Source organism: Verminephrobacter aporrectodeae subsp. tuberculatae At4, from assembly GCF_000193225.1.
GTDB lineage: Bacteria > Pseudomonadota > Gammaproteobacteria > Burkholderiales > Burkholderiaceae_C > Acidovorax > Acidovorax aporrectodeae.
Genome location: NZ_AFAL01000413.1, coordinates 1 through 22799 on the forward strand (window position 1 = coordinate 1; position 22799 = coordinate 22799).

Annotated in this window: 22 protein-coding genes and 1 pseudogene; 9 read left to right on the plus strand and 14 right to left on the minus strand. The window is 63.9% G+C overall.

Features of this window, described 5'->3' with window-relative positions:
- Nucleotides 1-14: 14 nt before the first annotated feature.
- The 5 genes from VTU_RS0112220 to lptF are packed head-to-tail and all read right to left on the minus strand — an operon-like array spanning nucleotide 15 to nucleotide 4772.
- A complete protein-coding gene (locus VTU_RS0112220; protein ID WP_010104559.1) occupies nucleotides 15-1196 on the minus strand; it encodes a pyridoxal phosphate-dependent aminotransferase in 1182 nt (393 codons plus the stop codon).
- 22 nt (nucleotides 1197-1218) lie between these two features.
- Nucleotides 1219-2160: a CysB family HTH-type transcriptional regulator gene (locus tag VTU_RS0112225; protein ID WP_010104560.1), complete on the minus strand. Its 942-nt coding sequence runs from the start codon at nucleotides 2158-2160 to the stop codon at nucleotides 1219-1221.
- 22 nt (nucleotides 2161-2182) lie between these two features.
- A complete protein-coding gene (locus VTU_RS0112230; RefSeq protein ID WP_029554347.1) occupies nucleotides 2183-2542 on the minus strand; it encodes a sirohydrochlorin chelatase in 360 nt (119 codons plus the stop codon).
- Between the two features lie 20 nt (nucleotides 2543-2562).
- Nucleotides 2563-3672, minus strand: a complete 1110-nt coding sequence (lptG, locus tag VTU_RS0112235) for an LPS export ABC transporter permease LptG (RefSeq protein ID WP_029554348.1) — start codon at nucleotides 3670-3672, stop codon at nucleotides 2563-2565.
- Nucleotides 3669-4772, minus strand: coding sequence for an LPS export ABC transporter permease LptF (gene lptF / locus VTU_RS0112240; RefSeq protein WP_029554349.1), 1104 nt, complete (start codon nucleotides 4770-4772; stop codon nucleotides 3669-3671). The genes lptG and lptF overlap by 4 nt, the downstream gene beginning before the upstream one ends.
- A gap of 26 nt (nucleotides 4773-4798) precedes the next feature.
- Between lptF and VTU_RS0112245 the strand changes: the two genes are divergently transcribed.
- The 8 genes from VTU_RS0112245 (at nucleotide 4799) to VTU_RS31550 (ending at nucleotide 13631) form a co-directional block, all read left to right on the plus strand.
- Complete coding sequence (locus VTU_RS0112245) at nucleotides 4799-6355, plus strand: leucyl aminopeptidase (RefSeq protein ID WP_010104564.1); 1557 nt, start codon at nucleotides 4799-4801, stop codon at nucleotides 6353-6355.
- A gap of 15 nt (nucleotides 6356-6370) precedes the next feature.
- Nucleotides 6371-6805 carry a DNA polymerase III subunit chi gene (locus VTU_RS0112250; protein WP_010104565.1) on the plus strand — a complete coding sequence of 145 codons (435 nt, stop codon included), beginning with the start codon at nucleotides 6371-6373 and terminating at the stop codon, nucleotides 6803-6805.
- Nucleotides 6805-7110, plus strand: coding sequence for a hypothetical protein (locus VTU_RS31545; protein WP_010104566.1), 306 nt, complete (start codon nucleotides 6805-6807; stop codon nucleotides 7108-7110). The genes VTU_RS0112250 and VTU_RS31545 overlap by 1 nt, the downstream gene beginning before the upstream one ends.
- Nucleotides 7111-7253: 143 nt before the next feature.
- Nucleotides 7254-8384: a branched-chain amino acid ABC transporter substrate-binding protein gene (locus VTU_RS0112260; RefSeq protein ID WP_010104567.1), complete on the plus strand. Its 1131-nt coding sequence runs from the start codon at nucleotides 7254-7256 to the stop codon at nucleotides 8382-8384.
- Between the two features lie 106 nt (nucleotides 8385-8490).
- Nucleotides 8491-9618, plus strand: a complete 1128-nt coding sequence (locus tag VTU_RS0112265; protein ID WP_010104568.1) for a branched-chain amino acid ABC transporter substrate-binding protein — start codon at nucleotides 8491-8493, stop codon at nucleotides 9616-9618.
- A 263-nt stretch (nucleotides 9619-9881) separates the two neighbouring features.
- Nucleotides 9882-12071: an HsdM family class I SAM-dependent methyltransferase gene (locus VTU_RS27060; protein WP_201766136.1), complete on the plus strand. Its 2190-nt coding sequence runs from the start codon at nucleotides 9882-9884 to the stop codon at nucleotides 12069-12071.
- A 116-nt stretch (nucleotides 12072-12187) separates the two neighbouring features.
- Nucleotides 12188-12958, plus strand: a complete 771-nt coding sequence (locus tag VTU_RS34430; protein ID WP_201766137.1) for a hypothetical protein — start codon at nucleotides 12188-12190, stop codon at nucleotides 12956-12958.
- A complete protein-coding gene (locus tag VTU_RS31550) occupies nucleotides 12942-13631 on the plus strand; it encodes a hypothetical protein (protein WP_081479810.1) in 690 nt (229 codons plus the stop codon). The genes VTU_RS34430 and VTU_RS31550 overlap by 17 nt, the downstream gene beginning before the upstream one ends.
- A 177-nt stretch (nucleotides 13632-13808) precedes the next feature.
- Here VTU_RS31550 and VTU_RS0112280 read toward each other — a convergent pair whose 3' ends face one another.
- The 5 genes from VTU_RS0112280 to VTU_RS0112300 form a co-directional block, all read right to left on the minus strand.
- The gene (locus VTU_RS0112280; RefSeq protein ID WP_010104573.1) at nucleotides 13809-14543 is read right to left on the minus strand and encodes a glutamine amidotransferase; all 735 of its coding nucleotides are present in this window, start codon (nucleotides 14541-14543) and stop codon (nucleotides 13809-13811) included.
- Between the two features lie 35 nt (nucleotides 14544-14578).
- Nucleotides 14579-15634 (minus strand): 2Fe-2S iron-sulfur cluster-binding protein, encoded by a 1056-nt coding sequence (locus tag VTU_RS31555; protein ID WP_081479811.1) that lies wholly within the window; start codon nucleotides 15632-15634, stop codon nucleotides 14579-14581.
- Entirely contained in the window at nucleotides 15631-16227 is a 597-nt protein-coding gene (locus VTU_RS34840; RefSeq protein WP_236610728.1) for a diiron oxygenase, read from the minus strand. The genes VTU_RS31555 and VTU_RS34840 overlap by 4 nt, the downstream gene beginning before the upstream one ends.
- A complete protein-coding gene (locus VTU_RS34845; protein ID WP_236610729.1) occupies nucleotides 16217-16570 on the minus strand; it encodes a diiron oxygenase in 354 nt (117 codons plus the stop codon). The genes VTU_RS34840 and VTU_RS34845 overlap by 11 nt, the downstream gene beginning before the upstream one ends.
- A 132-nt stretch (nucleotides 16571-16702) precedes the next feature.
- Nucleotides 16703-17503, minus strand: coding sequence for a YggS family pyridoxal phosphate-dependent enzyme (locus VTU_RS0112300; RefSeq protein ID WP_029554353.1), 801 nt, complete (start codon nucleotides 17501-17503; stop codon nucleotides 16703-16705).
- 52 nt (nucleotides 17504-17555) lie between these two features.
- Here VTU_RS0112300 and ptsJ point away from each other — a divergent pair, with 52 nt between their 5' ends.
- Nucleotides 17556-18857, plus strand: coding sequence for a MocR-like B6 salvage transcription factor PtsJ (gene ptsJ, locus VTU_RS0112305; protein ID WP_010104577.1), 1302 nt, complete (start codon nucleotides 17556-17558; stop codon nucleotides 18855-18857).
- A 61-nt stretch (nucleotides 18858-18918) separates the two neighbouring features.
- Here the strand turns inward: ptsJ and VTU_RS0112310 are convergent, their stop codons facing one another.
- The 4 genes and pseudogenes from VTU_RS0112310 to VTU_RS27075 all read right to left on the minus strand — a co-directional run bounded on the left by VTU_RS0112310 (nucleotide 18919) and on the right by VTU_RS27075 (nucleotide 22771).
- Nucleotides 18919-19926: a D-2-hydroxyacid dehydrogenase family protein gene (locus VTU_RS0112310; protein WP_010104578.1), complete on the minus strand. Its 1008-nt coding sequence runs from the start codon at nucleotides 19924-19926 to the stop codon at nucleotides 18919-18921.
- 117 nt (nucleotides 19927-20043) lie between these two features.
- Nucleotides 20044-21111, minus strand: a complete 1068-nt coding sequence (locus tag VTU_RS0112315) for a protein-glutamate methylesterase/protein-glutamine glutaminase (protein ID WP_010104579.1) — start codon at nucleotides 21109-21111, stop codon at nucleotides 20044-20046.
- A 12-nt stretch (nucleotides 21112-21123) separates the two neighbouring features.
- Nucleotides 21124-21840, minus strand: a complete 717-nt coding sequence (gene cheD, locus VTU_RS0112320) for a chemoreceptor glutamine deamidase CheD (protein WP_010104580.1) — start codon at nucleotides 21838-21840, stop codon at nucleotides 21124-21126.
- Nucleotides 21841-21869: 29 nt separating this feature from the next.
- Nucleotides 21870-22771: pseudogene (locus VTU_RS27075) on the minus strand (CheR family methyltransferase).
- Between the last annotated feature and the right edge of the window lie 28 nt (nucleotides 22772-22799).

Here is a 22799-nt window from a genome sequence, read left to right on the forward strand (position 1 = left end):
CCCCCCCAGGGCGACTACAGCCTGCGCAGCCGCTCCAGCGCCGCGCGCAGCGTGGCTTCCTTTTTGGCAAAGCAAAAGCGCACCACGCGCTGCTCGAAGCCGTCGCCGTAGAAGGCCGACAGCGGAATCGCCGCAACGCCGATCTCGCGCGTCAGCCACTGGCAGAAGTCGGATTCGCTGCGCTCGCTCACGGCGGAGATGTCCACGCACTGAAAGTAGCTCCCTGCGCTTGGCAGCAGCCGCAGGCGCGAGCCTGCGAGCCCCTCGCGGAACAGGTCGCGCTTGGCCTGGTAGAACGCGGGCAACTGCAGGTAGGGGGCAGGGTCTTGCAGGTACTCCGCCAGGCCATGCTGCATGGGGGTGTTCACGGTGAATACGTTGAACTGGTGCACCTTGCGGAACTCCGCCGTGAACTGCGCCGGGGCTGCAACCGAGCCGACCTTCCAGCCCGTGACGTGAAAGGTCTTGCCAAAGCTCGAGACGATGAAGGCCCGCGCGGCCAGGCCCGCGAAGCGTGCGGCGCTCTGGTGCTCGGCGCCGTCGAACACCATGTGCTCGTACACCTCGTCGCTGATGAGCACGACGGCGGTGGGCGCGAGCAGGTCTTCGAGCTGGCGCATTTCGGCGGCGCTCCAGACGGTCGCGCCGGGGTTGTGCGGGCTGTTCGTGATGATGGCGCGGGTGCGCGGCGTGATCGCGGCGCCGATGCGCGCAAAGTCCGGGCGAAAGCTCCCCGGCGCCAGGGGAACGCGCACGGCGCGGCCGCCGGCCAAGTCGATGTTCGGCACGTAGCTGTCGTAGCAGGGGTCGAGAACGATGACTTCGTCGCCCGGGTGCACGATTGCCAGCAGCGCGGTGAGGATGGCCTGGGTGGCGCCCGCGGTGATGGTGATTTCGGTGTCCGCGCTGTACCGGCGGCCGTGCAGCGCCTCGATCTTGTCGGCAACGGCCGCGCGCAGCGCAGGGATTCCCGGCATCGGCGGGTATTGGTTGTGCCCGGCCTGCATGGCCCGGGTCACGGCGTCCGGCAGCGCGCGGTCGCAGGCAAAGTCGGGAAACCCCTGGCCCAGGTTCACGGCCCGGTGCTCGGCCGCGAGCGCGGACATGACGGTAAAGATGGTCGTTCCCACCTGCGGCAGCCGGCTGACCAGGCGGGGTGGGGCGGCGGTATGGGCGGTGTCGGCGGCTGGGGTCATGGTGCGGGTCCGGGGCGGGGGGTCAGAGCTCGTAGTCGTTGACGTGCCCGCTCATGGCGCGGGCGATCAGTTCGCGGCTCAGCCGGTCGCTGATCAGTTCGGCGAAGCGGTAGACGAAATTGCGCAGGTAGGCGCCGCGCTTGAAGGCCACACGGGCGACGTTCTGGCCAAAGAGCTGGCCCATGGGGCGCACCGCGAGGTCGCCGACCGGGTCGTCGCGCATGGCCATTTCGGCGACGATGCCGACGCCCAGGCCGAGCCGCACATAGGTCTTGATGACGTCGGAGTCAATGGCTTCGAGGACCACGCGCGGTTGCAGCTTGCGCGCGCCGAAGGCCTGGTCGATCTTGCCGCGGCCAGTGAACGAGGGGTGGTAGGTGATGAGCGCTTCGTGCGCCAGGTCTTCCAGGCCGATGCGCTCCTTGTGCGCCAGCGGGTGCTCGTTCGGGACGACCAGCACATGCTGCCACGCGTAGCACGGCAGCGTGACGAGTTCCGGGTAATCCGCAAGGGACTCGGTGGCCATGCCGATTTCCGCCACCTCGTCGATGACCATGCGCGCCACTTCGTGCGGCGTGGCCTGGTGCAGGCTGATGTGCACCTTGGGGTAGGCCTCGCGCAGGCCGGCCACGGGAACGGGCAGCACGTAGCGCGCCTGGGTGTGGGTGGTGGCGATGCTCAGGGTGCCGCTGTCCTGCGCGCTGAACTGTTCGCCGATGCGCCGCAGGTTGCCCACCTCGCGCATGATGATCTCCACGCTGCGCAGAACGTGCTGACCCGGCTCGGTGATGCGCTTGAGGCGCTTGCCATGGCGCGCGAAGATGTCCACGCCCAGTTCCTCCTCCAGCTCGATGATGGCCTTGGACACGCCCGGCTGCGAGGTGTGCAGCGCTTTGGCGGCCTCGGTCAGATTGAGGTTGCGGCGTGCCGCTTCCTGAACGAAGCGGAATTGGTGCAGGTTCATGTCGGGTTCAGAGCAAGGGATCTCATTCGCAAGCGATGTCGGCCATCAATGCGGTCATGCGCGGATCTTCGCCGATCGCCGCCTGCACGTGGAACTGCACGCCGGGGTGGGCGCAGCGCAGCTGCGCCACGAGCCGGGGCAGGTCCTCGCGCGCATGCCTGCCGCTGCCCAGGAACATGGGGACCACGGTGAGCCGCGTGGCGCCGCGTGCGACGAGCCGCGCGGCCGCCTGCGCGAGCGACGGAGCGCAGCCCTCCAGATACGCGCAGGCCACGCTGCGACCCGGGTGGCTGGTGCGAATGCGCGCCGCGACCGCCTCCACCGGAGCGCGCCACAGCGGGTCCCGCGAGCCGTGGGAAAAAAGGACGATGGCCTGGCCCATGGTGGCGGCGTGGATGCCGTTCAACGCCGCAGCACCAGCCAGCCAAAGGCGGCCAGCGAGAGCAGCGAATAGATCAGCCCCGGCGCGGCGGCGGTCAGCCAGGGAGACCAGTTCTGCAGGTTGCCTGCGTAGCCGAAGATGTTGTTCAGCAGGAAGAAGCTGATTCCGGCCATGACCCCGGCAAAGACCTGGCCCGCAATTCCGGCGGAGCGGAAGTGCAGATAGGCAAAGGGCAGGGCGAGCACCACCATCACCAGGCAGCTCAGGGGGTAGAACACCTTGCGCCAGAACTCGATCTCGTAGCGCTGGGCCGATTGGGCGTTGGTGTTCAGGTGGCGGATGAACTGGAACAGGTCCAGCGTCGCCATGCGGTCGGGCCGCAGCAGGGACGCGGCGACCATGTCGGCGCTGATGGTGGTGCGCCATTGCAGGCTGGGGGCGTCGAGGTACTGCACGTGCGCCGCATCGTTCGCGTCGCCCTGGTCGAAGCGGCTGCGCTGCACCTGCTCCAGCGTCCAGGCGCCGTCCGGTCCGAACTGGCCCGAGACGGCCCGCGTCTGCGAGGCCAGGCGGCCCTTGGCGTCGAACTCGAAAATGCGCACGCCGAGCATTGCGCCCCCGGTGCTCAGGGCGTGCACGTTCACCGCGAAGGAATGCGTGTTCTGGCGCTCCTTGAGCCAGGCGCCGGTGGCGCCCGAGGTCAGGCGCCCGAGATGGATCGCCTTGATTTGCTGGGCGCTGCGCTCCGTCAGCGGCGCGAGGTAGTCGCCGAGCGCAAAGGTCAGCAGCACGAAAAAGCCGCCCAGCGTGAGCAGCGTGCGCAGGGCCTGCCAGGGGCCCATTCCGCTGGTGCGCATGATGGTGAACTCGGAGCTTTGCGCGAGGCGGGCCATCACGAAGATGGTTCCTATGAGCACCGTGATCGGCAGCAGCTCGTACAGGTGGCTCGGAACGCCCAGGGCCACGAACAGCAGCGCGTGCGAGAGCTGGTAGCCCTCGGCGTCCGCCAGGCCGACCCAGCGCAGCTCATCGACCACGTCGAAAAAGAAGAACAGCGCCAGAAAACCCGCCGTGACGAAGGCGACCGCCGACAGGGCCTCGCGGTGGATCAGGCGGCGCAGGGTCTTCATGCGCGCGCCCCCGGCCCGCGGGACGGTCGCAGGCGCAGCAGGCTCCATTGGTTGTGGCGCAGCGCCAGGAGCGCCAGTGCCAGGAGCAGCATGCCGCCGTGCAGCAGCAGCATGAAGTTCGCCAGGCCCAGCCGGCCCGCGCCGATCCAGCTCTGACCGAGCGCCATCAGGTTGTAGTAGACGATGAAGGCGAACAGCGCAACCACCATGCTGGCGCTGCGCGCCGTGCGCGGATTGCGGCTCGTCACGGCCAGCCCGAGGAGAACGAAATTCGACGCGGCCAGTGCCAGCCCCAGGCGCCAGCCGAGTTCCGCGCGGGACGCGGGCAGGGGCTGCATGAGCAGATCGTAGGTGGTGCGGGTCTTGAGCGCGATGGCCTCGGCGGAGCCCGGCGGGGTCGAGCCGATGCGCGTCGTGTACTCGGAAAACTCGCTCACCATGACGCCGGGCTTGTCGCGCTCGACCTCCAGCCGCTGCCCATTGCTGAGCACGACCATGCGCTCGCCGTCGCGGGTCTCGATGCGCACGCTGCGCGCGGAGGTGACGGATTCACGCCGGTCATCGGTGGCGGCAATGAAGACGTTGTTGCCCGCCTGCGCGTCGGAGCTGTCCTTGTCGATGAAGAACACCCGGCTGCCGTTGGACGACTCCTGAAACTCGCCGGGCGCAATGCGGTCGATGTCGCTGCGCCGCTCGTAGCGGGTCCTGAGCTCCTGGATCTGCGCGTTCGCCCAGGGCCAGACGAGCAGCGAGAGCACGGCAACCAGCGCCACCACCGGCCAGGCAAAGCGCAGCAGGGGCCTGAGCAGGCTGGCCAGGCCCCGGCCGCTGGCGAACCAGATCACCATCTCGCTGTCGCGGTACATGCGCGACAGCATGCCGACCACGGCAATGAACAGGCTCAGGCCGAGAATCGCGGGCAATTGCCCCAGAACGGTAAAGCCCATGACCAGCGTCACGTCGGAAGGGCTGACGTTGCCCCGGGACGCCTGGCCCAAGGTACGGATGAGCATCATGGTCATGACCACGGTCACCAGCACCACCAGCGTCGCGCCGAAGCTGCGCGCCAACTCCTTGCGGATGGATGAATCGAATAACATCAGCTTCGTCAAGGAAAGCGCCAATTATGAACTTCGATCTCAAAACCCTGAGCTTGGCCGCGGCCGCTGCGCAGACATGCGACCTGCTGCTGGTCCTCATCCCCGAGGGCTTCAGGCCGGGGCAGGACGCCCTGTCCACGCTGGCCGCGCTGGCGCTCAGGAGCGGCGACCTGGTGCTCAAAGCGGGCAAGCAATTGCATCTGTACCAGCCACCTGCCGTGGCCGCGCGCCGCGTGGTGCTGGTCGGCGCGGGCGATGGCTCTGCCCGGGCGGTGCAGCAGGCGCTGCTCGCAGCAGGCCCCGCGATCCAGGCGCCCCAGACCAAGCGCCTGGTGCTGTGCCTTGCGGGGGCCGTCAGCGCGGGCGCCGTGAGCACCGCGCTGCAGGCGCTCGCCGAAGCCAGCTACGTCTACACCAGCACCAAACCCACGGCGCAGGCGCGCAGCCTGCAGCGCTGCGTCGTGGGGGTTCCCGACGCCGCCGCGGTCCGGGACGCATTCGACCGCGGCGTGGCGCTGGTGGCGGGCGTGGAGCTGGCCCGCGAATGGGGCAACCGCCCGGCCAACCATGCCACCCCGAGCCTGTTGGCCGACGCTGCGAGGGCGCTGGCGAAACTGCCGCGCATCCAGTGCAAGGTGCATGGCCCCGCCGAAGTGGCCCGCCTGGGGATGGGCGCATTCATGGCCGTCGCGCGCGGCTCCGAAGAGCCTCTGCGTTTCATCGAACTGCGCTACGGCGGGGCCGCCAAGGACCAGGCGCCCGTGGTGCTCGTGGGCAAGGGAATCACCTTCGACACCGGGGGCATCTCGATCAAGCCCGCAGCCGAGATGGACGAGATGAAGTTCGACATGTGCGGCGCCGCCAGCGTGCTCGGGGCGTTCCGCGCCCTGGGCGAGTTGCAGCCCGCGATCAACGTGCTGGGCCTGATCCCGGCGTGCGAGAACATGCCCGACGGACGCGCCGTCAAGCCCGGCGACGTGGTCACCAGCCTGAGCGGGAAAACCATCGAGGTTCTGAATACCGACGCCGAAGGGCGCCTCGTGCTGTGCGACGCGCTGAGCTACGCCGCGCGCTTCAAGCCCGCCGCCGTGGTCGACGTCGCCACCTTGACCGGGGCCTGCATGATCGCGTTGGGCAACGTGCGCAGCGGGCTGTTTGCCAACGACGACGGCCTGGCCGCGGCGCTGCACGCGGCCGGCGAGGCGGCGCTCGACACCTGCTGGCGCATGCCGCTGGACGACGACTACGCCGAGGGCCTGAAGAGCAATTTTGCCGACATGGGCAACGTCGCGGGCCGCGCCGGCGGCGCCATCACCGCGGCCAAGTTCCTGCAAAAGTTCGTCGGCGAAATGCCCTGGGCGCACCTGGATATCGCCGGAGCGGCCTGGAAGAGCGGCACCGCCAAGGGCGCCACGGGGCGGCCGGTGGGCCTGCTCGTGCACTACCTGTTGGGTCAGGCGGCGCAGCGCGCCCCATCCGAGCCCGCGCCGCGTGCTGCATCCAAATCCGCGCAACGCGCCACCGCATCCAAACCCGCGGCGCGCGCCGTGCCCCGGCGTGCGCCGCGCGCGAGGGCTTCCTGAACACGCAGCGGTGGCATGACCGAGGTCGCTTTCCACTTCAACGCGCCGGACAAGCTGGCCTACGCCTGCCGCTTTGCGCGCAAGGTGCAGCGCAGCGCAACCCGCCTGGTGATCGCCGCGCCCGCAGAGACGCTGGAGTCCCTGGACCGCATGCTCTGGACGCTCGCGCCGCAGGATTTCGTCGCCCACTGCCGGGACGACGCGCCCGAAGACCTGCTCCACGCGTCGCCGGTTCTGCTGACTTCGCACGCGCGCCGCGCGGCGCACCACGAGGTGCTGCTGAACCTCGCCGCCGAAGTCCCCGATGGCTTCGACCGCTTCGAGCGACTGGTCGAAGTGGTGAGCGTGCAGGACGCGGTGGACCGCGACGCGGCGCGTGCGCGCTGGCGCCACTATGCCTCCTTGGGATACACCATCGTGCGCCATGATCTGGTGCTGAAAGCGGGCTGATGGCAGACACGCCGCCGCGCTTCGTTCCGCTGCTCACCGAAGTGGTGCAGCCGCCCGCCTCCCTCCCGGACAGCCCGCCACCCGCTGCGCCCCGCCCGCTTCCCGAGGAAGTGGAGGACTACCTGGTGCAGCGCGTCATGCAGCACGTGGACAGGCTGCTGGAGACGCACCTGCAAGAAGCCATCGCCACCCTGCTGAAAGAGCAGGCGCTGCCCGGGCTGCGCGCAGAGATCGGGTCGCTGGTGCGCCATGCGGTGCACCAGGCCGCGGCGCAATCCCGGACCGACGGCGCGCCCCCGCAGTGAAGCAATGACGACGCGCCGCCGTGCTGCGCTTCCTTACATTTGCTCGTGGTTTCCCATGCGCTCTGGCGCGCAAATTGCGCTATGGTCACCCGCGCTGAGACACGCAACGGGTTCTCGGCGTTTATCTTTACGGGAGATTTGATATGCAATTGAAGCTGAAACTGACCGTGCTTGCTGTCGTCGCTGCTGCGGGCGGCGGCGTGGCCTGTGCGCAGGAGCAGGTGGTCAAGATCGGCCACGTGGCACCGCTTTCCGGCCCCCAGGCGCACTACGGGAAGGACAACGAAAACGGCGCACGCATGGCCATCGAGGAATTGAACGCCCAAGGCATCACCATCGGCGGCAAGAAAATCCGCTTCGAGTTGCAGGCCGAAGATGACGCCGCCGACCCGAAGCAGGGCGCGGCCGTCGCGCAGAAGCTGTGCGACTCGAAGGTCGCGGGCGTCGTCGGCCACCTGAACTCCGGCACCACCATTCCCGCGTCCAAGATCTACCACGACTGCGCAATCCCGATGGTCACGGGCGCTGCGACCAACCCCAACCTGACCAAGCCCGGCTACAAGACCACGTTCCGCATCATCGCCAGCGACAGCGCGTTGGGCGCCGGCCTGGCGACCTACGCGGCGGACACGCTCAAGCTCAGGACCGTTGCCATCATCGACGACCGCACCGCCTACGGTCAGGGCGTGGCAGAAGTATTCAAGAAGACCGCCATCGCCAAGGGAATCAAGGTCGTCGACGAGCAGTTCACGACCGACAAGGCGACGGACTTCATGGCCATCCTGACCGCCGTCAAGGCGAAGAGCCCCGACGCCGTTTTTTACGGCGGAATGGACCCCCAGGCCGGCCCCATGCTGCGCCAGATGGAGCAACTGGGAATGGGGAACATGAAGTTCTTCAGTGGTGACGGCTCTTGTACTGCGGAAATCGCCAAGCTCTCAGGGGGCGCCAAGACCCTGAGCAACATGATTTGCGGTGAAGGCGCCGCGTCCCTGGCGAAAATGCCCGGCGGAGCGGCCTGGAAGGCGAAGTACGACGCCAAGTACCCCGGCCAGTTCCAGCTCTACAGCCCCTACACCTACGACGCCACGCAGCTGCTGGTTGACGCCATGAAACGCGCCAACTCGGTTGACCCCAAGGTCTACGTGAACGAACTCGCGAAGTCCAACTACAGGGGGGTGACCGCGGAGATCGTCTTCGAGCCGAATGGCGACTTGAAGAACCCCGCGATCACGCTGTACGTTTACAAGGACGGCAAGAAGACCCCCATGTAACCGGATCTGCGGAGATCCCGAAAAGGCTTCCCGCGGGAAGCCTTTTTAGCGCCCGCCTGCGTTGTGGCGCACACGGATTCGTTTGTCTTTGTTTGGAGAAATCGATATGCAATGGAAGTTGAAACTGACCGTACTCGCTGGTGTCACGGTTGCGGCGGGTGCGGTCTGCGCGCAGGAGCAGCTGGTCAGGATCGGCCACGCGGCGCCGCTGTCCGGCCCCCAGGCGCACTACGGCCGGGACAACGAAAACGGCGCACGCATGGCCATCGAGGAATTGAACGCCCAAGGCATCACCATCGGCGGCAAGAAAATCCGCTTCGAGCTGCAGGCCGAAGACGACGCTGCCGACCCGAAGCAGGGCGCGGCCGTCGCGCAAAAGCTGTGCGACTCCAAGGTCGCGGGCGTCGTCGGCCACCTGAACTCCGGCACCACCATTCCCGCGTCCAAGATCTACCACGACTGCGCAATCCCGATGGTCACGGGCTCTGCGACCAACCCCAATCTGACCAAGCCCGGCTACAAGACCACGTTCCGCATCATCGCCAGCGACAGCGCGCTGGGCGCCGGCCTGGCGGTCTACGCTGCGGACACGCTCAGGCTCAGGACCGTTGCCGTCATCGACGACCGCACCGCCTACGGCCAGGGCGTGGCAGACGTGTTCAAGAAGACCGCCATCGCCAAGGGAATCAAGGTCGTCGATGAGCAGTTCACGACCGACAAGGCGACCGACTTCATGGCCATCCTGACCGCCGTCAAGGCGAAGAATCCCGACGCCGTTTTCTACGGCGGAATGGACCCCCAGGGAGGGCCCATGCTGCGCCAGATGGAACAACTGGGGATGGGTCACATGACGTTCCTGGGTGGCGACGGCATTTGCACGTCGGAAATCGTCAAACTCTCAGGCGGTGCCAAGACCCTGAACAACGTGGTCTGCGCCGAGGGCGCCGCTCCCCTGGCAAAGATGCCCGGCGGGACAGGCTGGAAGACCCGGTTCGACGCCAAGTACCCCGGCCTGTACCAGATCTACGCCCCCTACACCTACGACGCCACGCAACTGCTGGTTGACGCCATGAAGCGTGCCGACTCCGTAGACCCCAAGGTCTACCTGAACGAACTGGCCAAGTCCCACTTCCAGGGGGTGACCGCAACGATCGCCTTCGAGGCCAATGGCGAGATGAAGAACCCTCCCTTCACGCTGTACCACTTCAAGGACGGCAAGAAGACCCCCATGTGAGCGCAGAGCGAACGCTTGCGGCGGGCCTGCGGTTCCATCTGGATATGATCTTGGGCTTGCGCAGCTGCAAGATTGGCGGCTGGGCGGTCCACGACTGGAAACCGTTGTTGTCCGTCCGAAGTACACCACGCAAGAATGGGGTTTGGAATGCATACCACCAAGACTTTCAAGAATGGCGGCTGTGGGTTCAACCTCGCTTTGGTTGATGGGTTGGGCCGTGGACCGAGGGGCTGAGTAGTTACGACTATTTCTTGATCTCATTCATGGATAGCACGGCTTTCACCAAGACACTAACGGCAACCGGCTACCTCTTGCCCGATGGCCGGCCGGCACCGGGATTGGCGCGTGCTGGAGACGATGCGGGAGCACGCCTGCGTGCCATTCTGTCGGACAGCCGCGTGGGGTTGCAGGCCGAGGCGGTCTTCTCGGCGCAGAGTGTGCCGACGGCGATTTTCAAGGATGCTGGCGACGCGGCACCTTCCGAACTACAGATCGCTCAGTGGCATGAAGCTGCTTGGAACGTGGGCGTGGCACCCCTGCTGTGGATCATTACACCCACGGACGTGCGCCTGTACGACTGCTACGCATCGCCTGCCAAGGCAAGTCCGCAGCAGATTGCGACCGAACCGCTGGAAGTGTTTTCCTTGCAAGCGGAAGACAGGCTGCGGTCCTTGGATGCCATGTGCGGGCGCTACGCCACCGAAACCGGTGCCTTCTGGTCCAGCAGCATTGGGCAGCGAATTGATCGTCGGTACCGGGTTGACCGCGAGTTGCTTGATGAAGTCAGTGCTCTCGAAGACAAGTTGACCCATCTCCCGCCCGCCAATGATCGGCCATTGTCGGATGACAAGGAAGAGGCACAGGCTTCGCGTGACTTTGCTCAGCGTCTGATTGGCCGTTGCATCTTCACGTCGTACCTTGTGGACCGCGGGATTGCACAGCCTTTTCTGCCGCAAGAATTTTCTGCGGATGTGGGGGACATGTTCGCCACGGTCGATTCAGCCTTCAGGCTGTTCCAGTGGCTGCGCAGCACCTTCAACGGCGACCTGTTCCCGATGGATGATCCGGGTGCTGAACAGCAGCGCTTGGGCGATAAGCATCTGAAACTATTGCGCGACTTTGTTGAGGGACGCAGCCTGCTGTCGGGCCAAGGCCGACTGTTCCGTTTCCGTTTTGACGCGATTCCTGTTGACCTTGTTAGCTCAATCTACCAGCAATTCGCTCGATCGAGCGCGTCGGATGATGCACACACGCAGGGGCTGCATTACACCCCGGTCGAACTTGTCCATCTGACGCTCGATCCAGTGTTCGAAGCACTTCCTGCAAGCTCACGTGTGATCGATCCGACATGCGGGTCTGGCGCTTTCCTCGTCGAGGCCTTTCGGCGGTTGGTCTGGAAGCGCACTCAGGGCAAGGCCGCGAGCCGCTCAATCGTGCGCGACGTGCTCTATACGCAGCTTTATGGGATCGATATCAATAGATCCGCTTTGGGTATCGCGGCTTTCAGCCTATACCTTGCGGCTCTGGAGCTGGATGAGGAACCGGTTCAAGACATCCAGGACCTGAAGTTTCATCGACTCATAGGTGTCACTCTCTTCGAGGCCGATACCGTGCACGATGAATTGCCGCACCCTGTCATGGAGCGGCCATTCGATGCGGTCGTGGGAAATCCTCCATGGACTTTTGTGAAAAAAGTGAGCGCCTCCCGCAAGCGTAAGGCGGGCGACATTCAATCCAGTCGGCCGCGTCGTAGCCCTGATCAGGAATTTTTGTGGGTGGCATCGAGCCTCGCAGGCGACACCGGGCGCATTGGCATGATCATGAAGTCGTCGCCGTTCTTCTCGAAGGACACTCACGCGATCCAGTCGCGAGAGGCGCTTCTGAGCACGCTTCGTCCTGTTGCATTGGTGAACCTTTCGGCGTTGCGCAAGGAAGGCCTATTTCCTGATGCAACGGGACCGGCACTGCTGTTCCTTGGCCGGTGCGCATTGGTGGGTCGAGATGACCGCCTGCTGGTGGGGTCAATTCCTTGGACGCCTGATTTCCGGCGAAATGGAGTTTTTCATATTGGTCCTGGCGAGCTGAGGAGCGTTCCGCTGTCGCGTGTGTTGAGAACGCCGGCAATGCTCAAAGCGACCGCATTCGGGACAGCGCGTGATGGTTGGTTGATCGAGAAGCTCGAACGCAAGTTTCCGACTCTGGATCAATTGCTGCATAACCGCGAATTAAGTGTTGGAGGTCAAGGAATACAGGTTAAGGGGGCGACCTCAATCGACCACCGGACCACTACTATCGCCTTGGTCTGGTTACACCGAAAAACTATGTACCGCTACGCTCGGATGTTGGTGCTCTTGAGCGCTTCACCCATGAATGGCTGCATCGGCCGCGCAACGCTGCGATTTTTGAGGGACCGCTCCTCCTGTGTCCCAAGGGAAATCAGGCGGCTGCGCTAGAGCCCGGCCGGTACAGTGCGGTAGTTTGTGAGAAAAGCGTTCTCTTCAATGAGAGCTTTTATGGCATTTCGTTCGCAGGCAAGGAGGTGGCTGGGGCCCGGGTGCTCTCAGCCATTTTGAATTCGAGCCTCACCGCTTTTCAGCTTGCTCTTGGTGGAGGCGCATGGGGACTGGAGCGCCCCACCGTCGAACCGAACGATCTGCTTGTGTTGCGGATACCGGATCTGGGTGAGGTTGATAATACCCTGTTGGAGGCGGTTCTATCGGCTGAAGCTGCCGTTTCGGCTGCCCCCAACGATACCGAATTGATCGCGGCGCTGGACCACGCCGTGTGCGACCTGTATGGCCTGGACCGCGACGAGGAGGTTGTCGCAAGCGACGGTGTCCAACGAGCCCGCTCACTTTTGTTTGAAGGCCGAGGGGAGCGTATGACGCTTGTCAAACGCCCTTCCTCTGAAGACCTCACGGCCTATGCGGGTGAAGTTGTACGAACGGTCAATGCTTATCTGCGTGCACGTGGAAAAAGGCATCTGGAGGCCGTTATTTATCCTCGGCATATCGCCGTTGGAAACGCCGTCGATGGAACACCTGGTGTGGATGCGGTCAGATTTTCCATGGTGGCTGGCGCGCCTGCGGACGCGCCTTGCGTACATCGAGGAAGCGATGCGGAGATGAATCGCCTCTCCGCACTCTTCCGTGGACAGGTCAGTTCGGAAGTTCCTCCGTATCTCAACGAGCGTCGGCAGCTTCGGATTTACGACGACAACACACTTTTTATTTTGAAGCCTTCCGAAGTGCGATATTGGACACGGACGACGGGTCTAAACGACGGAGATGCCATTTTGGCCGATCATTGGATCAAGGGACTCCATGCAGCTGTCGCCTGACTTGCCCGTAGGGCGACCTTCTTTTGATCTTTCCGAAGATCAGCTCGCTACTGTGGTGGATTTGTTGTGCCGAGGCGTTGCCGCTGCCAGACCGCATATAACACCGGGGATGCTGGAGGTGCCGATCACGATCCATGCAAGGAAGGCAATGCGGCGGTTGAAAAAAGAGCTCGGTCTCTCGAATATTGAGATATCAGGGGAATTTGAACTGCTTGATTTGAGCAATGACGATCCCGAGGTACTTGGCAGGATCGACATCATTCTTCGCTTCTTGCATCAATTCGGAGACGAGGATGCCTATATCGGTGTTGAATGCAAGCGGGTGGGAAGCGGTGAGCCGACACTGAATCAACGCTATGTGACCCAAGGCGTCAGTCGTTTCGTCTCGGGACAATATGCGAGCGGTCACCACTGGGGAATGATGCTCGGTTACGTACTGAAACTTCCGGCAGCTACCGTGGTGGAGAGCATTGATGCACGCATTCGTGCCACATTTGGTGAGGTAGCAAAATTGGATGAGTTGGACTCTCATGCTGATGCCTTGTCCATGCACACGGGCGCTCTTGTTCAAGGGCCGGCAGGCCACGTGATCCGCTTAATGCACATTTTTGTAGATGCGACGCCTGCAACCGCAGCTTCAACGATGTCGCTTGATAGCTCTAGATGCGTGTAGGCCACTTGCTCGCAGTTGCCGATCAACTCCGAGGTTTGCGCATAAACCTTCACGACATACGCACGCCCCTGACAGTCTTCCATGCGAAACAGGAAGTTGCGGCTATTGGGAAGCACCGACGTTCCCTGCGGCGGACCCAGCCTGGAGCGAAAAACGCCTTCGGCGTAGGCCTGCGCATCATGGATGCTGGAGAGCCGCAGTGCCATGACCAGGACCCGCTTCCAAGTTGTGCAGCCAATCGGAAATGACCCGGCGTGCAGCACCCGCCAAGCGCTCTCCAAACCGTGCCGCGTCGGCGCGCAAAGCGCGTGGGTCAACGCCGGCCTGCCCCAATTCGCTGGCGTGGCCGACCAGCCACCGTTCGAGCGTGCGCGCATCGGCCTCCAGATGGAATTGCAGGCCCAGCACGTTTGGTCCGATCGAGAATGCCTGATTCGCGCCCGCCGGCGTGCTGGCCAGCCGGACCGCGCCGTCCGGTATGTCGAACTGGTCGCCATGCCAATGCAGGACTTCCGTATCGCCAAGCCCGGCCAGTACGGAGTCCTGGCCGGCCGGCGTCAGCGCAAGAGGAGAGAAGCCGATTTCCTTGATACCCAGTGGATACACCTTGGCCCCCCGGGCTCTTGCGATCAGCTGGGCGCCCAGGCAGATACCCAGCAAGGGGCGGCCGGTTTCCAGGCGCTGGCGGACCACGGCCAGTTCCGGTTCCAGAAAGGGATAGACCTGCTCGTCGCAGGCCCCAATGGGGCCTCCCAGCACGATCAACAAATCCGCCCGGTGCAGCGCAGGCTCGTCGAGCTTTTCCAGCGTGGGGTCGATGTAGCGCAGTTCATAGCCGTGCTCGAGCATCACGGTATCGAGGGTACCAACGTCCTCAAAATGAATGTGGCGCAGTGCAATCGCTGTTTTCATGAGAGTTCCAGGGTGGTGATTGAGATTCAGAGGGCTCATACAGTCGGATTTAGTCTGACGGTAATGTTTCCCGACAGCGGGAAGGTGCAGCATGCCAGTGCATAACCATTGCGCTTGTCCTTGTCGCTGAGGCAGAAGTCCGGCTCAAACCGACACTCGCCGGCAGAGACCTTGAGTCGGCAACTGCCGCAGACTCCAGAGCGGCACTGGCTGCGAATCGGAACGCGGGCGGACTCCAGCAATTCCAGCAGACTTCTCCCGGGCGACATTTCAAGAACCCTGTCGCTGTCAGCGATGTGAAGACGAACAAGACTCGTTGCATCATCTTGTTGTAGAACGGCAGTTCTTGGGGCCGTCGGCGGGGTGAAAGACTCAATTAACAGGTCGGCTTTAGGGAAGCGTTTAGCCGATTGTTCTTCGAGACCCTGTGCGAAGGCGTGGCTTCCACAGATCACCACCGCTTGGGGCTGGCCCAGGAGATGAAGGGACTCCTCGGAGGGGCGACCGGGCAGGAAGTGATCACTGGTCTGCACGGCTTCCCGCGTGATGAATACGTGGAAGGTGAACCATGTCGTGGTCAGATCCAATGTCAGCAGTTCATGCAAGAATGGTATGTCCGCGATTCGCGGTACACACAGCAACAGCACGACGTCAGGAATGGGCCTGCCATTACGCGATAGACCTACCAGTTCTCGAATCAATGCAATTGGCACGGTGATACCTATGCCTCCTGCAATCATGGCGATGTGTTGGCGGTCGATCACCGACTCTACCGTGATCTCCCCAGCCCCATATTGAAGCGAGAGAGTCGAGCCCTCTTGAAAACTGTGGTGCAGGTGATCCGAGACGCCATTACGCCCGGAACGCTTCACCGCGATCTCGAACAGGTCCGGTGCTTCTTTTCGGATAATCGAGTAAAGTCGCTGTTGAAGCTTTCCAGAAACATCGGGGAAGTGAATGGCGACATGCCCACCGGGGCGCAAATTACTCAGGAATCCGGCATGCGCGCCTTGCGTTCGCAGCGTGAAGACTTTTACGTTACCAGCTTCTGGATTCACTCGCTCGCAACGCGCTTGGACAGGGCAATTCATACACGGACGTCCTGATGTTCGGCGTAGGGTTGGCGAGCAAGACCAATTCGATCGATCAGATTCTCCACCGAGTTGGTGTAGACGCCGATCTCATTGCTGTCACCGATGTCATGCAGGATGTCTTGGGCATGCGGAAAACTCAGCGAGGAGAACACTGCCGCCCAGGCATTCAGTTCGTTGTTGGCAAACATCTGTACCGTCTTGAGAATGGTTGACCGCAAGTACTCGCGTTCTTTGTAACTGAGTCCTTGGACGATGTCTGTGGCCACGAAACTGAACGCACTTGAATGAGCCCACTCGTCCATCGCATGCGTTCGCGTGACCTCATGGCAGATGGCCTGAATTGAGCTGTCCTCGGCCATTATCTTCAAATAGTCCGTGATGAGCGTTTCGCTAGCAGATGCAATAGCGAAGCGCGTCAGTCTGCGTTCCCACTCCGCCCCACACTCGGCCAGCAGCCGATCACGCCAATGGACTAGGTTGAAGTCTGCAAAGTCCAGGGGAGGAACCCCTCGCATGTCGTAGATGTAATTGCATGCCATGATCGACATGCGGGTGTGCAAGGCCTCGTCCAGGAGCACTTCAGATACCACGTCCTGCAGCAGCGTGCGATTTACATTGGGTGGCGGAGTCTTGATGAATATCTTCGCAAGCCGGCGTCACTACGTTGCACTCAATGTAGATGGTCTTCAGGTTATAGATGCCCCAGGCATAGGAGATACATTTAGACTGAAGATCGTCGGAAGCCTCCAACCATGCTTGATGGTTCCGGAATGGGAGCAGAGAGATACTGAAGTCCTTCTTGGATGGGTCGAATGCCAGACTCCAGTAATCGGGCAGTTTCTGGTTGACTGCGGCCCGTGTTTTCCAGAGCGCTGATAGCTTTCTCAACATGTTGCGGACGATGTCATCAGTTCCTGAGTCAAATTGTTCCATTGTTAAATATCCTTGCAGATGAATTACAGTTTCTCACCGATTGAGTTACTTTGATTTTACTGTTGGCAACTCCGAGGCCGGGCCCGATGGGGCTGGCAGATGGGTGATCGGGGGGGGGCACCAGCGTGCTACCTATGCAGCAGCCGGCCAGAAATGGTTGTCGGGCAAGGCACGCGCCCCGTAGATGGCTTGCCCCACACGAACCACGGTTGCTCCTTCGTCGATAGCGGTTTCGAAGTCGCCGGACATGCCCATTGACAGTTCGGTGATCCTGTTCCCATGGGGGACCTCTGCCTGGAGGCGATCCCGCAGTGTCCTGAGCAGCGCAAAGCACGGTCGCACGCGCGCGTTTTCCGGCGACAGTAGGGCCAGCGTCATCAGGCCGCGCACCTGCAAGGCCGGGTAAGCGGCCAGTTCGCGCACGAAGCGCACGACCTCCTCGGGAGGCAGGCCGTACTTGCTGGCTTCGCCGGACGTGTTGACTTGAACGAACACGTCCAGGCCGCGGCCCTCCGCCTGCAGGCGCCGCTCCAGCACCTCGGCCACACGCAAGCTGTCGAGTGCTTGGAATTCCGATGCGAACTGCGCAACCAGTTTCGCCTTGTTCGTCTGAAGGTGGCCGATCACGGACCAGCGCAGGCCGGTCAAATCGGCCATGGCCTTCCATTTGCCGTGCGCCTCCTGGACCTTGTTTTCGCCCAACTCCCGGCAGCCAGCTTCATAGGACAGGCGGATACGCGCCTCATCGACGGTCTTGCTGACGGGCAGCAACCGCACTGTGGCGGGGTCGCGGCCTGCGCGCTGGCAGGCGCGATCAATGCGGCCGTGCACCTCGGCCAGATTGCGGCGAAAGTCTGCCACCGTCAGCGCTTGCGGGTAGCGCGAAGGGTCAGCCGTTTCCTCGGCAGGGGAGCGCTGTACTGTACGGGTCATGCGCCGCAGCGTAACATATACCTATGCCAATTGAAAGTTTGATCTAGTACAAATGCGGATCATTGGAAAAACAGCGGCGGAGATCTTCGACAGCGTGCGCCTGCTCACCCAGTCAGGAAGCCTGAAACCCGGTCAGGCCCTGCCCCCGGTGCGAGACTTGGCGGTAGCGCTCGAGGTCAACCACAACACGGTTGCAGCGGCCTACAAGCGCTTGGTCACAACGGGCATTGCGCTTGCGCAAGGGCGCCTGGGTACCGTTATCCGCGAACCCACCGTCCTGGGTGAGCAGGAGGGAACCGCTTTCGATACATCTCTGGCCGATGTCGCCAGCGGGAATCCGAATCCTGCATGGTTGCCGGACATCACGACGGCATTCGCCCGGGCGAGCTATCGGCCCCGGCTTTATGGAGAGCCGACGGTGGCATCGGAACTCGCTGCGTATGCGCGCCAGTGGTTTGCGGGTGATTGCCCCGCGACGGACGAGATCGAACTCACCTGGGGGGCCGTGGATGCCATCGAGCGGCTCTTGGCTGCGCACTTGGTGGCGGGGGACCGGGTGGTGGTGGAAGATCCCTGCTTTCTCAGCAGCATCAACACGCTGCGTACCAGCGGCCTGCAAGTCCTCGGCGTGGCTGTGGACGCCGAGGGCATGCGTGCCGATGCGCTGGAGGAGGCGCTCTGCGCAGGGGCCCAGGCGGTCATCCTGACGCCGCGTGCGCACAACCCGACCGGCTGCAGCCTGAGTGCGCAGCGGGCGCAGTCGATCCGGGCCGTGCTTGAACGCTATCCGCACCGGTTGGTCATCGCGGATGACCATTTCGCACTGCTGTCCGTCGGTGACTATCACTCTCCGATTCCCGTCTCGACCCAGCGCTGGGCACTTGTGCGCTCAGTCTCCAAAGCGCTGGGACCGGACCTGCGCATGGCATTCGTGGCCAGCGACCCGCAGACTGCATCGGGACTGCGGCTGCGCCTGGCCTCGGGGACGACCTGGGTTAGCCATGTGCTGCAGGGTATCGTGCAAGCCTGTCTATTTGACGCAGGGTTTGGCGCGCGTCTCACGCAGGCGCGGGAGGACTATGCGCGGCGGCGCGACTGGATCGTTTCTGCGCTGACCGACCAAGGGCTGGCGACTGCCGGACCGGCAGATGGCCTCAACGTATGGTTGCCCCTGGAACGGGAGAGTCAGCCCGTGGTTTTCGCATTGGCTCAGCGCGGCTGGCTGGTTCGCAGCGGTGACGGGTTCCGTGTGCGCGCAATGGCGCATGGACTGCGGCTCACCATCTCGAATCTCGAGAAGGTGCAGGCGATGCGTCTTGCCGCGGATATCCGGGCCAGCCTTGGCAGGGGCTGAAAGCAGCGCCCCCGTCTCACCACAATGCAAAGGCCGCTGTCCACCGCAGGGCAGGCGCCCGTCAGCGCCGCACCTGAAGCGCGCCGGGGTTGACGATGCTTGTCGGCGTTCCCTTGATGAAATTCACCACGCTGTCGAACGCTGCGCCAAAGTACATTTCGTAGCTTTCCTGCTCGACGTAGCCGATGTGCGGCGTGCAGATGCAGTTTTCCAGCCGCAGCAGCGCGTGGCCCTGCAGGATGGGTTCGCTCTCGAACACGTCCACCGCGGCGATGCCCGGGCGGCCGCGGTTGAGCGCCGAGATCAGCGCGTCCGGCTCGATCAGTTCGGCGCGCGAGGTATTCACCAGCAGCGACGTGGGCGGCATGCGCGAGAGGTCTTCGAGCGAGATGATCGCGCGCGTCTCGTCGTTCAGGCGCAGGTGCAGCGAGATGACGTCGCATTGCGAGAAGAAATCCGCGCGCGTTTCTGCGGCCTGGTAGCCGTCCGCGAGCGCCTGCGTGCGCGAGGCCTCGCGGCCCCAGACGCACACCTGCATGCCAAATGCCCGGCCATAGCCGGCAACGATCTGGCCGACGCGGCCGTAGCCCCAGATGCCCAGCGTCTTGCCGCGCAGCACGCTGCCAATGCCGAAGTTGGTTGGCATGGACGCGGTCTTCAGGCCCGATTGCTGCCAGGCGCCGTGCTTGAGGCTGGCGATGTACTGCGGCAGTCGGCGCATGGCTGCCATGACCAAGGACCAGGCAAGCTCTGCCGGAGCCACCGGGGAGCCCACGCTTTCGGCGACCGCAATGCCGCGCTTCGTGCATGCCGCCACGTCCACGTGGCTGCCCAGCCTGCCGGTTTGGGCGATCAGCTTGAGCCGCGGGAGCTTTTCCACCAACTGGCGCGTGATGTGCGTGCGCTCGTGGATGAGCACGATGATGTCGGCGTCCTTGAGCCGCGCGGAGAGCTGACCCAGCCCCTTGACGGTGTTGGTATAGACCTTGGTGGTGTACGCGTCGAGCCGGCAGGCGCAGCGCAGCTTGCGCACTGCGTCCTGGTAATCGTCGAGGATCACGATGTTCATCCCGGCATTGTGCCTTGGTGCGCAGCGCGGCAGCGCGGCGCGCACCAATGTGGCGCGGCGGGATGTCCGGCTTTTTGGTGACAGGATGTTTTTCGGCCTACGGCCCGTTGACGCCCGTCAGATGCGGTGGTGCAGCCGGTCCGTGGTCGTGCGCAGGCGCGCAATCAGCGCCGCAGCGATCTGGCCCAGCGGCAGGACCTCGTCGGCGGCGCCATGCGCGATGGCCTCGCGCGGCATGCCGAAGACGATGCTGCTGGCCTCGTCCTGCACGTAGTTGTAGCTGCCCGCGTCGCGCATCTCGCGCATTGCGGCGGCGCCGTCGTTGCCCATTCCGGTGAGCATGATGCCGAAGGCGTTGCGTCCCACGACGGCGGCTGCTGACTTGAAGAGCACTTCCACGGAGGGCTTGTGGCGGTTCACCGCCGGGCCGTCGTCGACCTGCGCCACATAGTTGGCGCCGCTGCGCGCCACATGGAACTGGCTGCCTCCGGGGGCGATGTAGGCGTGGCCGGGCAGTATGCGTTCGCCATGCGTTGCTTCCCTGACCGTTATCCGGCACAGCCCGTTCAGGCGCGCCGCGAAGCTCGTGGTAAAGCCCGGCGGCATGTGCTGGGTGATGGCGATCGCCGGGGAGTCCGCCGGCAGTTGCACCAGCAGTTCCCGGATGGCCTCGGTGCCCCCGGTGGAGGCGCCGATGCAGATGAGCTTTTCCGTCGCCAGGTGGCCCAGCAGCGCGGGCGCCGGCCCGCATGGGGTCTGGTGCGCAGGCGCCCGGCGCACCTGCGCCACCGCGGCGACGCGGATCTTCTCCACGATCTGCGCGGCCAGCGCCTCGAGTCCGCCCGCCAGGCCGATGCGCGGCTTGGCAACGAAGTCCACGGCGCCCAGTTCCAGCGCCCTGAGGGTGACCTCGGCGCCGTGCTGCGTGAGCGTGGAGATCATCACCACGGGCATCGGGCGCAGGCGGATGAGGCGCTCCAGGAAGTCGATTCCGTCCATGCGCGGCATCTCGACGTCGAGCGTCAGGACATCCGGGGCGAGCGCGCGGATCATCTCGCGCGCCACCAGGGGATCGTGCGCCGCGCCAATGCACTCCATGTCGCGCTGCCGGTTGACGATCTCGGACAGCAGGCTGCGCACCAGCGCCGAATCGTCGACCACGAGCACCCGGATCTTCCTGTGCATTCGTCGCCTTCCTCAAAACAGATCCACGGACCCCCCGGAGGTGCTCTTGGCCACCGTGGCGGCGTTGCCCTGCACCTCTTGCGCCGCCAGCGTCTCGGGGTGCGCATGCGCCAGACGCTTGACCATGGCCTTGCCGGTGACGGGGAAGAAAACGACCTTGCGTGGATAGATGTCGAGCACGTCCTCGGAGACGATGGGAATGCGCTCCGTATGCAGGTAGTTCAGGACGAACTGGGTATTGCGCTCTCCCACGTTCATGGTCGTGAACTTGTGCATCACCTGCGCGCCGCCAAAAATCTTTGCCTGCATGGTTTCCCGGCGCGCCCCGAGTTTCAGCATTTCGTTGATCAGCAGTTCCATCGCGTAGGAGCCGTAGCGCCCCGATGCGTCGGCCAGGTCGCCGTCAGGGAGCATGAAATGGTTCATTCCGCCCACGTGCGCGCGGCTGTCCCACAGGCAGGCGGCAATGCACGAGCCGAGCACCGTCATGATGATCATGCTTTCGTCGGAGACGAAATACTCGCCCGGCAGAACCTTCGCCGCGCTGTGCTGAAAGTGCACGTCCAGATAGAAGAAGCTGGCCTCTCCGGGTCTGCGGCCGCGCGCCTTGAGCTGCGGCAACGACGCGATGCGCGCGGGCCCTGCACCAGAGGACTGGAGGTCCGCGCTCAGGGGCGCGATCCGGGGCGCGCGGCGCCGCTCGCCGGGGCCTGTGTGGATGGTGGTCATGGGGGCTGCCTGAGGACGGCATGCGCGGGTCAGCGGCGTTCGTACACCGTCTTGCCGCGCAACGCGAAGAGGTCGCGGGACGCGCTGAAGTTTTCGGCATGCCCGACGAACAGCATGCCTGCCGGTTTGAGCACGCGGTGGATTCTCTCGAGCACCCGTCTCTGCGTGGGTGCGTCGAAGTAAATCATCACGTTGCGACAAAAAATCGCGTCGAAGGGCTCCTGGAACGGCCAGTCGTCGCGAATCAGGTTCACGCTCAGGAATTCGATGGCGCGGCGCAATTCGGGCTTGGCGCACACCAGCCCCGCGTTCGCGCCCTTGCCGCGCAGGAAGAACTTGTGCAGCCGCGCGGGGCTCAGGCCCTTGAGGCCCTCGAGCCGATACACCCCTGCGCCGCAGTGGCGAGCACGCGCGAGTCAATGTCGCTCGCCGTGAGCTTGAACGCGGCATGGGGGCCGAGCGTCTCGAAAGCCGTCATGGCGATCGAGTACGCCTCTTCGCCCGTGGACGCGGCGTTGCACCAGACGCGCCAGCGCGCCGACGGGGCGGAACGCAGGTGCGCGGCAAGGATGTCGAAATGGTGCTGCTCGCGAAAGAATGCGGTGAGGTTGGTGGTGAGCGCGTTCACGAACTCCTGCCACTCGGGGCCATCGTGCGCTTCCAGCCAGCCCAGGTAGTCGTGAAAGCTGCTGTGCCCGGTGTCGCGCAGGCGCCGCGAGAGCCGGCTGTAGACCATGGCGTTCTTGCCGTCTTGCAGGCTGATTCCCGCATGGCGGTAGATCAGCGTCTGCACGCGCGCAAAGTCGGCGTCGGTCCAGACGAATTCCAGCCCCTGGCCCAGCGGGGGGCGCGTGCGTGCCGTGGCCTGCGCCGGTGCGTTCCCGGGTGCGACGGACCGGGGATGAAACAGGGCGTTGCCGGGGAGGTCCATGTTGATCGTCCGACGGGGAATGTCGTTT

Bases quoted from the DNA above. Each gene is read 5' to 3' on its own strand.
- VTU_RS0112220 (WP_010104559.1), bottom strand. From the start codon at position 1,196: ATGACCCCAGCCGCCGACACCGCCCATACCGCCGCCCCACCCCGCCTG.
- VTU_RS0112225 (WP_010104560.1), bottom strand. From the start codon at position 2,160: ATGAACCTGCACCAATTCCGCTTCGTTCAGGAAGCGGCACGCCGCAAC.
- VTU_RS0112230 (WP_029554347.1), bottom strand. From the start codon at position 2,542: ATGGGCCAGGCCATCGTCCTTTTTTCCCACGGCTCGCGGGACCCGCTG.
- lptG (WP_029554348.1), bottom strand. From the start codon at position 3,672: ATGAAGACCCTGCGCCGCCTGATCCACCGCGAGGCCCTGTCGGCGGTC.
- lptF (WP_029554349.1), bottom strand. From the start codon at position 4,772: ATGTTATTCGATTCATCCATCCGCAAGGAGTTGGCGCGCAGCTTCGGC.
- VTU_RS0112245 (WP_010104564.1), top strand. From the start codon at position 4,799: ATGAACTTCGATCTCAAAACCCTGAGCTTGGCCGCGGCCGCTGCGCAG.
- VTU_RS0112250 (WP_010104565.1), top strand. From the start codon at position 6,371: ATGACCGAGGTCGCTTTCCACTTCAACGCGCCGGACAAGCTGGCCTAC.
- VTU_RS31545 (WP_010104566.1), top strand. From the start codon at position 6,805: ATGGCAGACACGCCGCCGCGCTTCGTTCCGCTGCTCACCGAAGTGGTG.
- VTU_RS0112260 (WP_010104567.1), top strand. From the start codon at position 7,254: ATGCAATTGAAGCTGAAACTGACCGTGCTTGCTGTCGTCGCTGCTGCG.
- VTU_RS0112265 (WP_010104568.1), top strand. From the start codon at position 8,491: ATGCAATGGAAGTTGAAACTGACCGTACTCGCTGGTGTCACGGTTGCG.
- VTU_RS27060 (WP_201766136.1), top strand. From the start codon at position 9,882: ATGGATAGCACGGCTTTCACCAAGACACTAACGGCAACCGGCTACCTC.
- VTU_RS31550 (WP_081479810.1), top strand. From the start codon at position 12,942: ATGCAGCTGTCGCCTGACTTGCCCGTAGGGCGACCTTCTTTTGATCTT.
- VTU_RS0112280 (WP_010104573.1), bottom strand. From the start codon at position 14,543: ATGAAAACAGCGATTGCACTGCGCCACATTCATTTTGAGGACGTTGGT.
- VTU_RS31555 (WP_081479811.1), bottom strand. From the start codon at position 15,634: ATGAATTGCCCTGTCCAAGCGCGTTGCGAGCGAGTGAATCCAGAAGCT.
- VTU_RS34845 (WP_236610729.1), bottom strand. From the start codon at position 16,570: ATGGAACAATTTGACTCAGGAACTGATGACATCGTCCGCAACATGTTG.
- VTU_RS0112300 (WP_029554353.1), bottom strand. From the start codon at position 17,503: ATGACCCGTACAGTACAGCGCTCCCCTGCCGAGGAAACGGCTGACCCT.
- ptsJ (WP_010104577.1), top strand. From the start codon at position 17,556: ATGCGGATCATTGGAAAAACAGCGGCGGAGATCTTCGACAGCGTGCGC.
- VTU_RS0112310 (WP_010104578.1), bottom strand. From the start codon at position 19,926: ATGAACATCGTGATCCTCGACGATTACCAGGACGCAGTGCGCAAGCTG.
- VTU_RS0112315 (WP_010104579.1), bottom strand. From the start codon at position 21,111: ATGCACAGGAAGATCCGGGTGCTCGTGGTCGACGATTCGGCGCTGGTG.
- cheD (WP_010104580.1), bottom strand. From the start codon at position 21,840: ATGACCACCATCCACACAGGCCCCGGCGAGCGGCGCCGCGCGCCCCGG.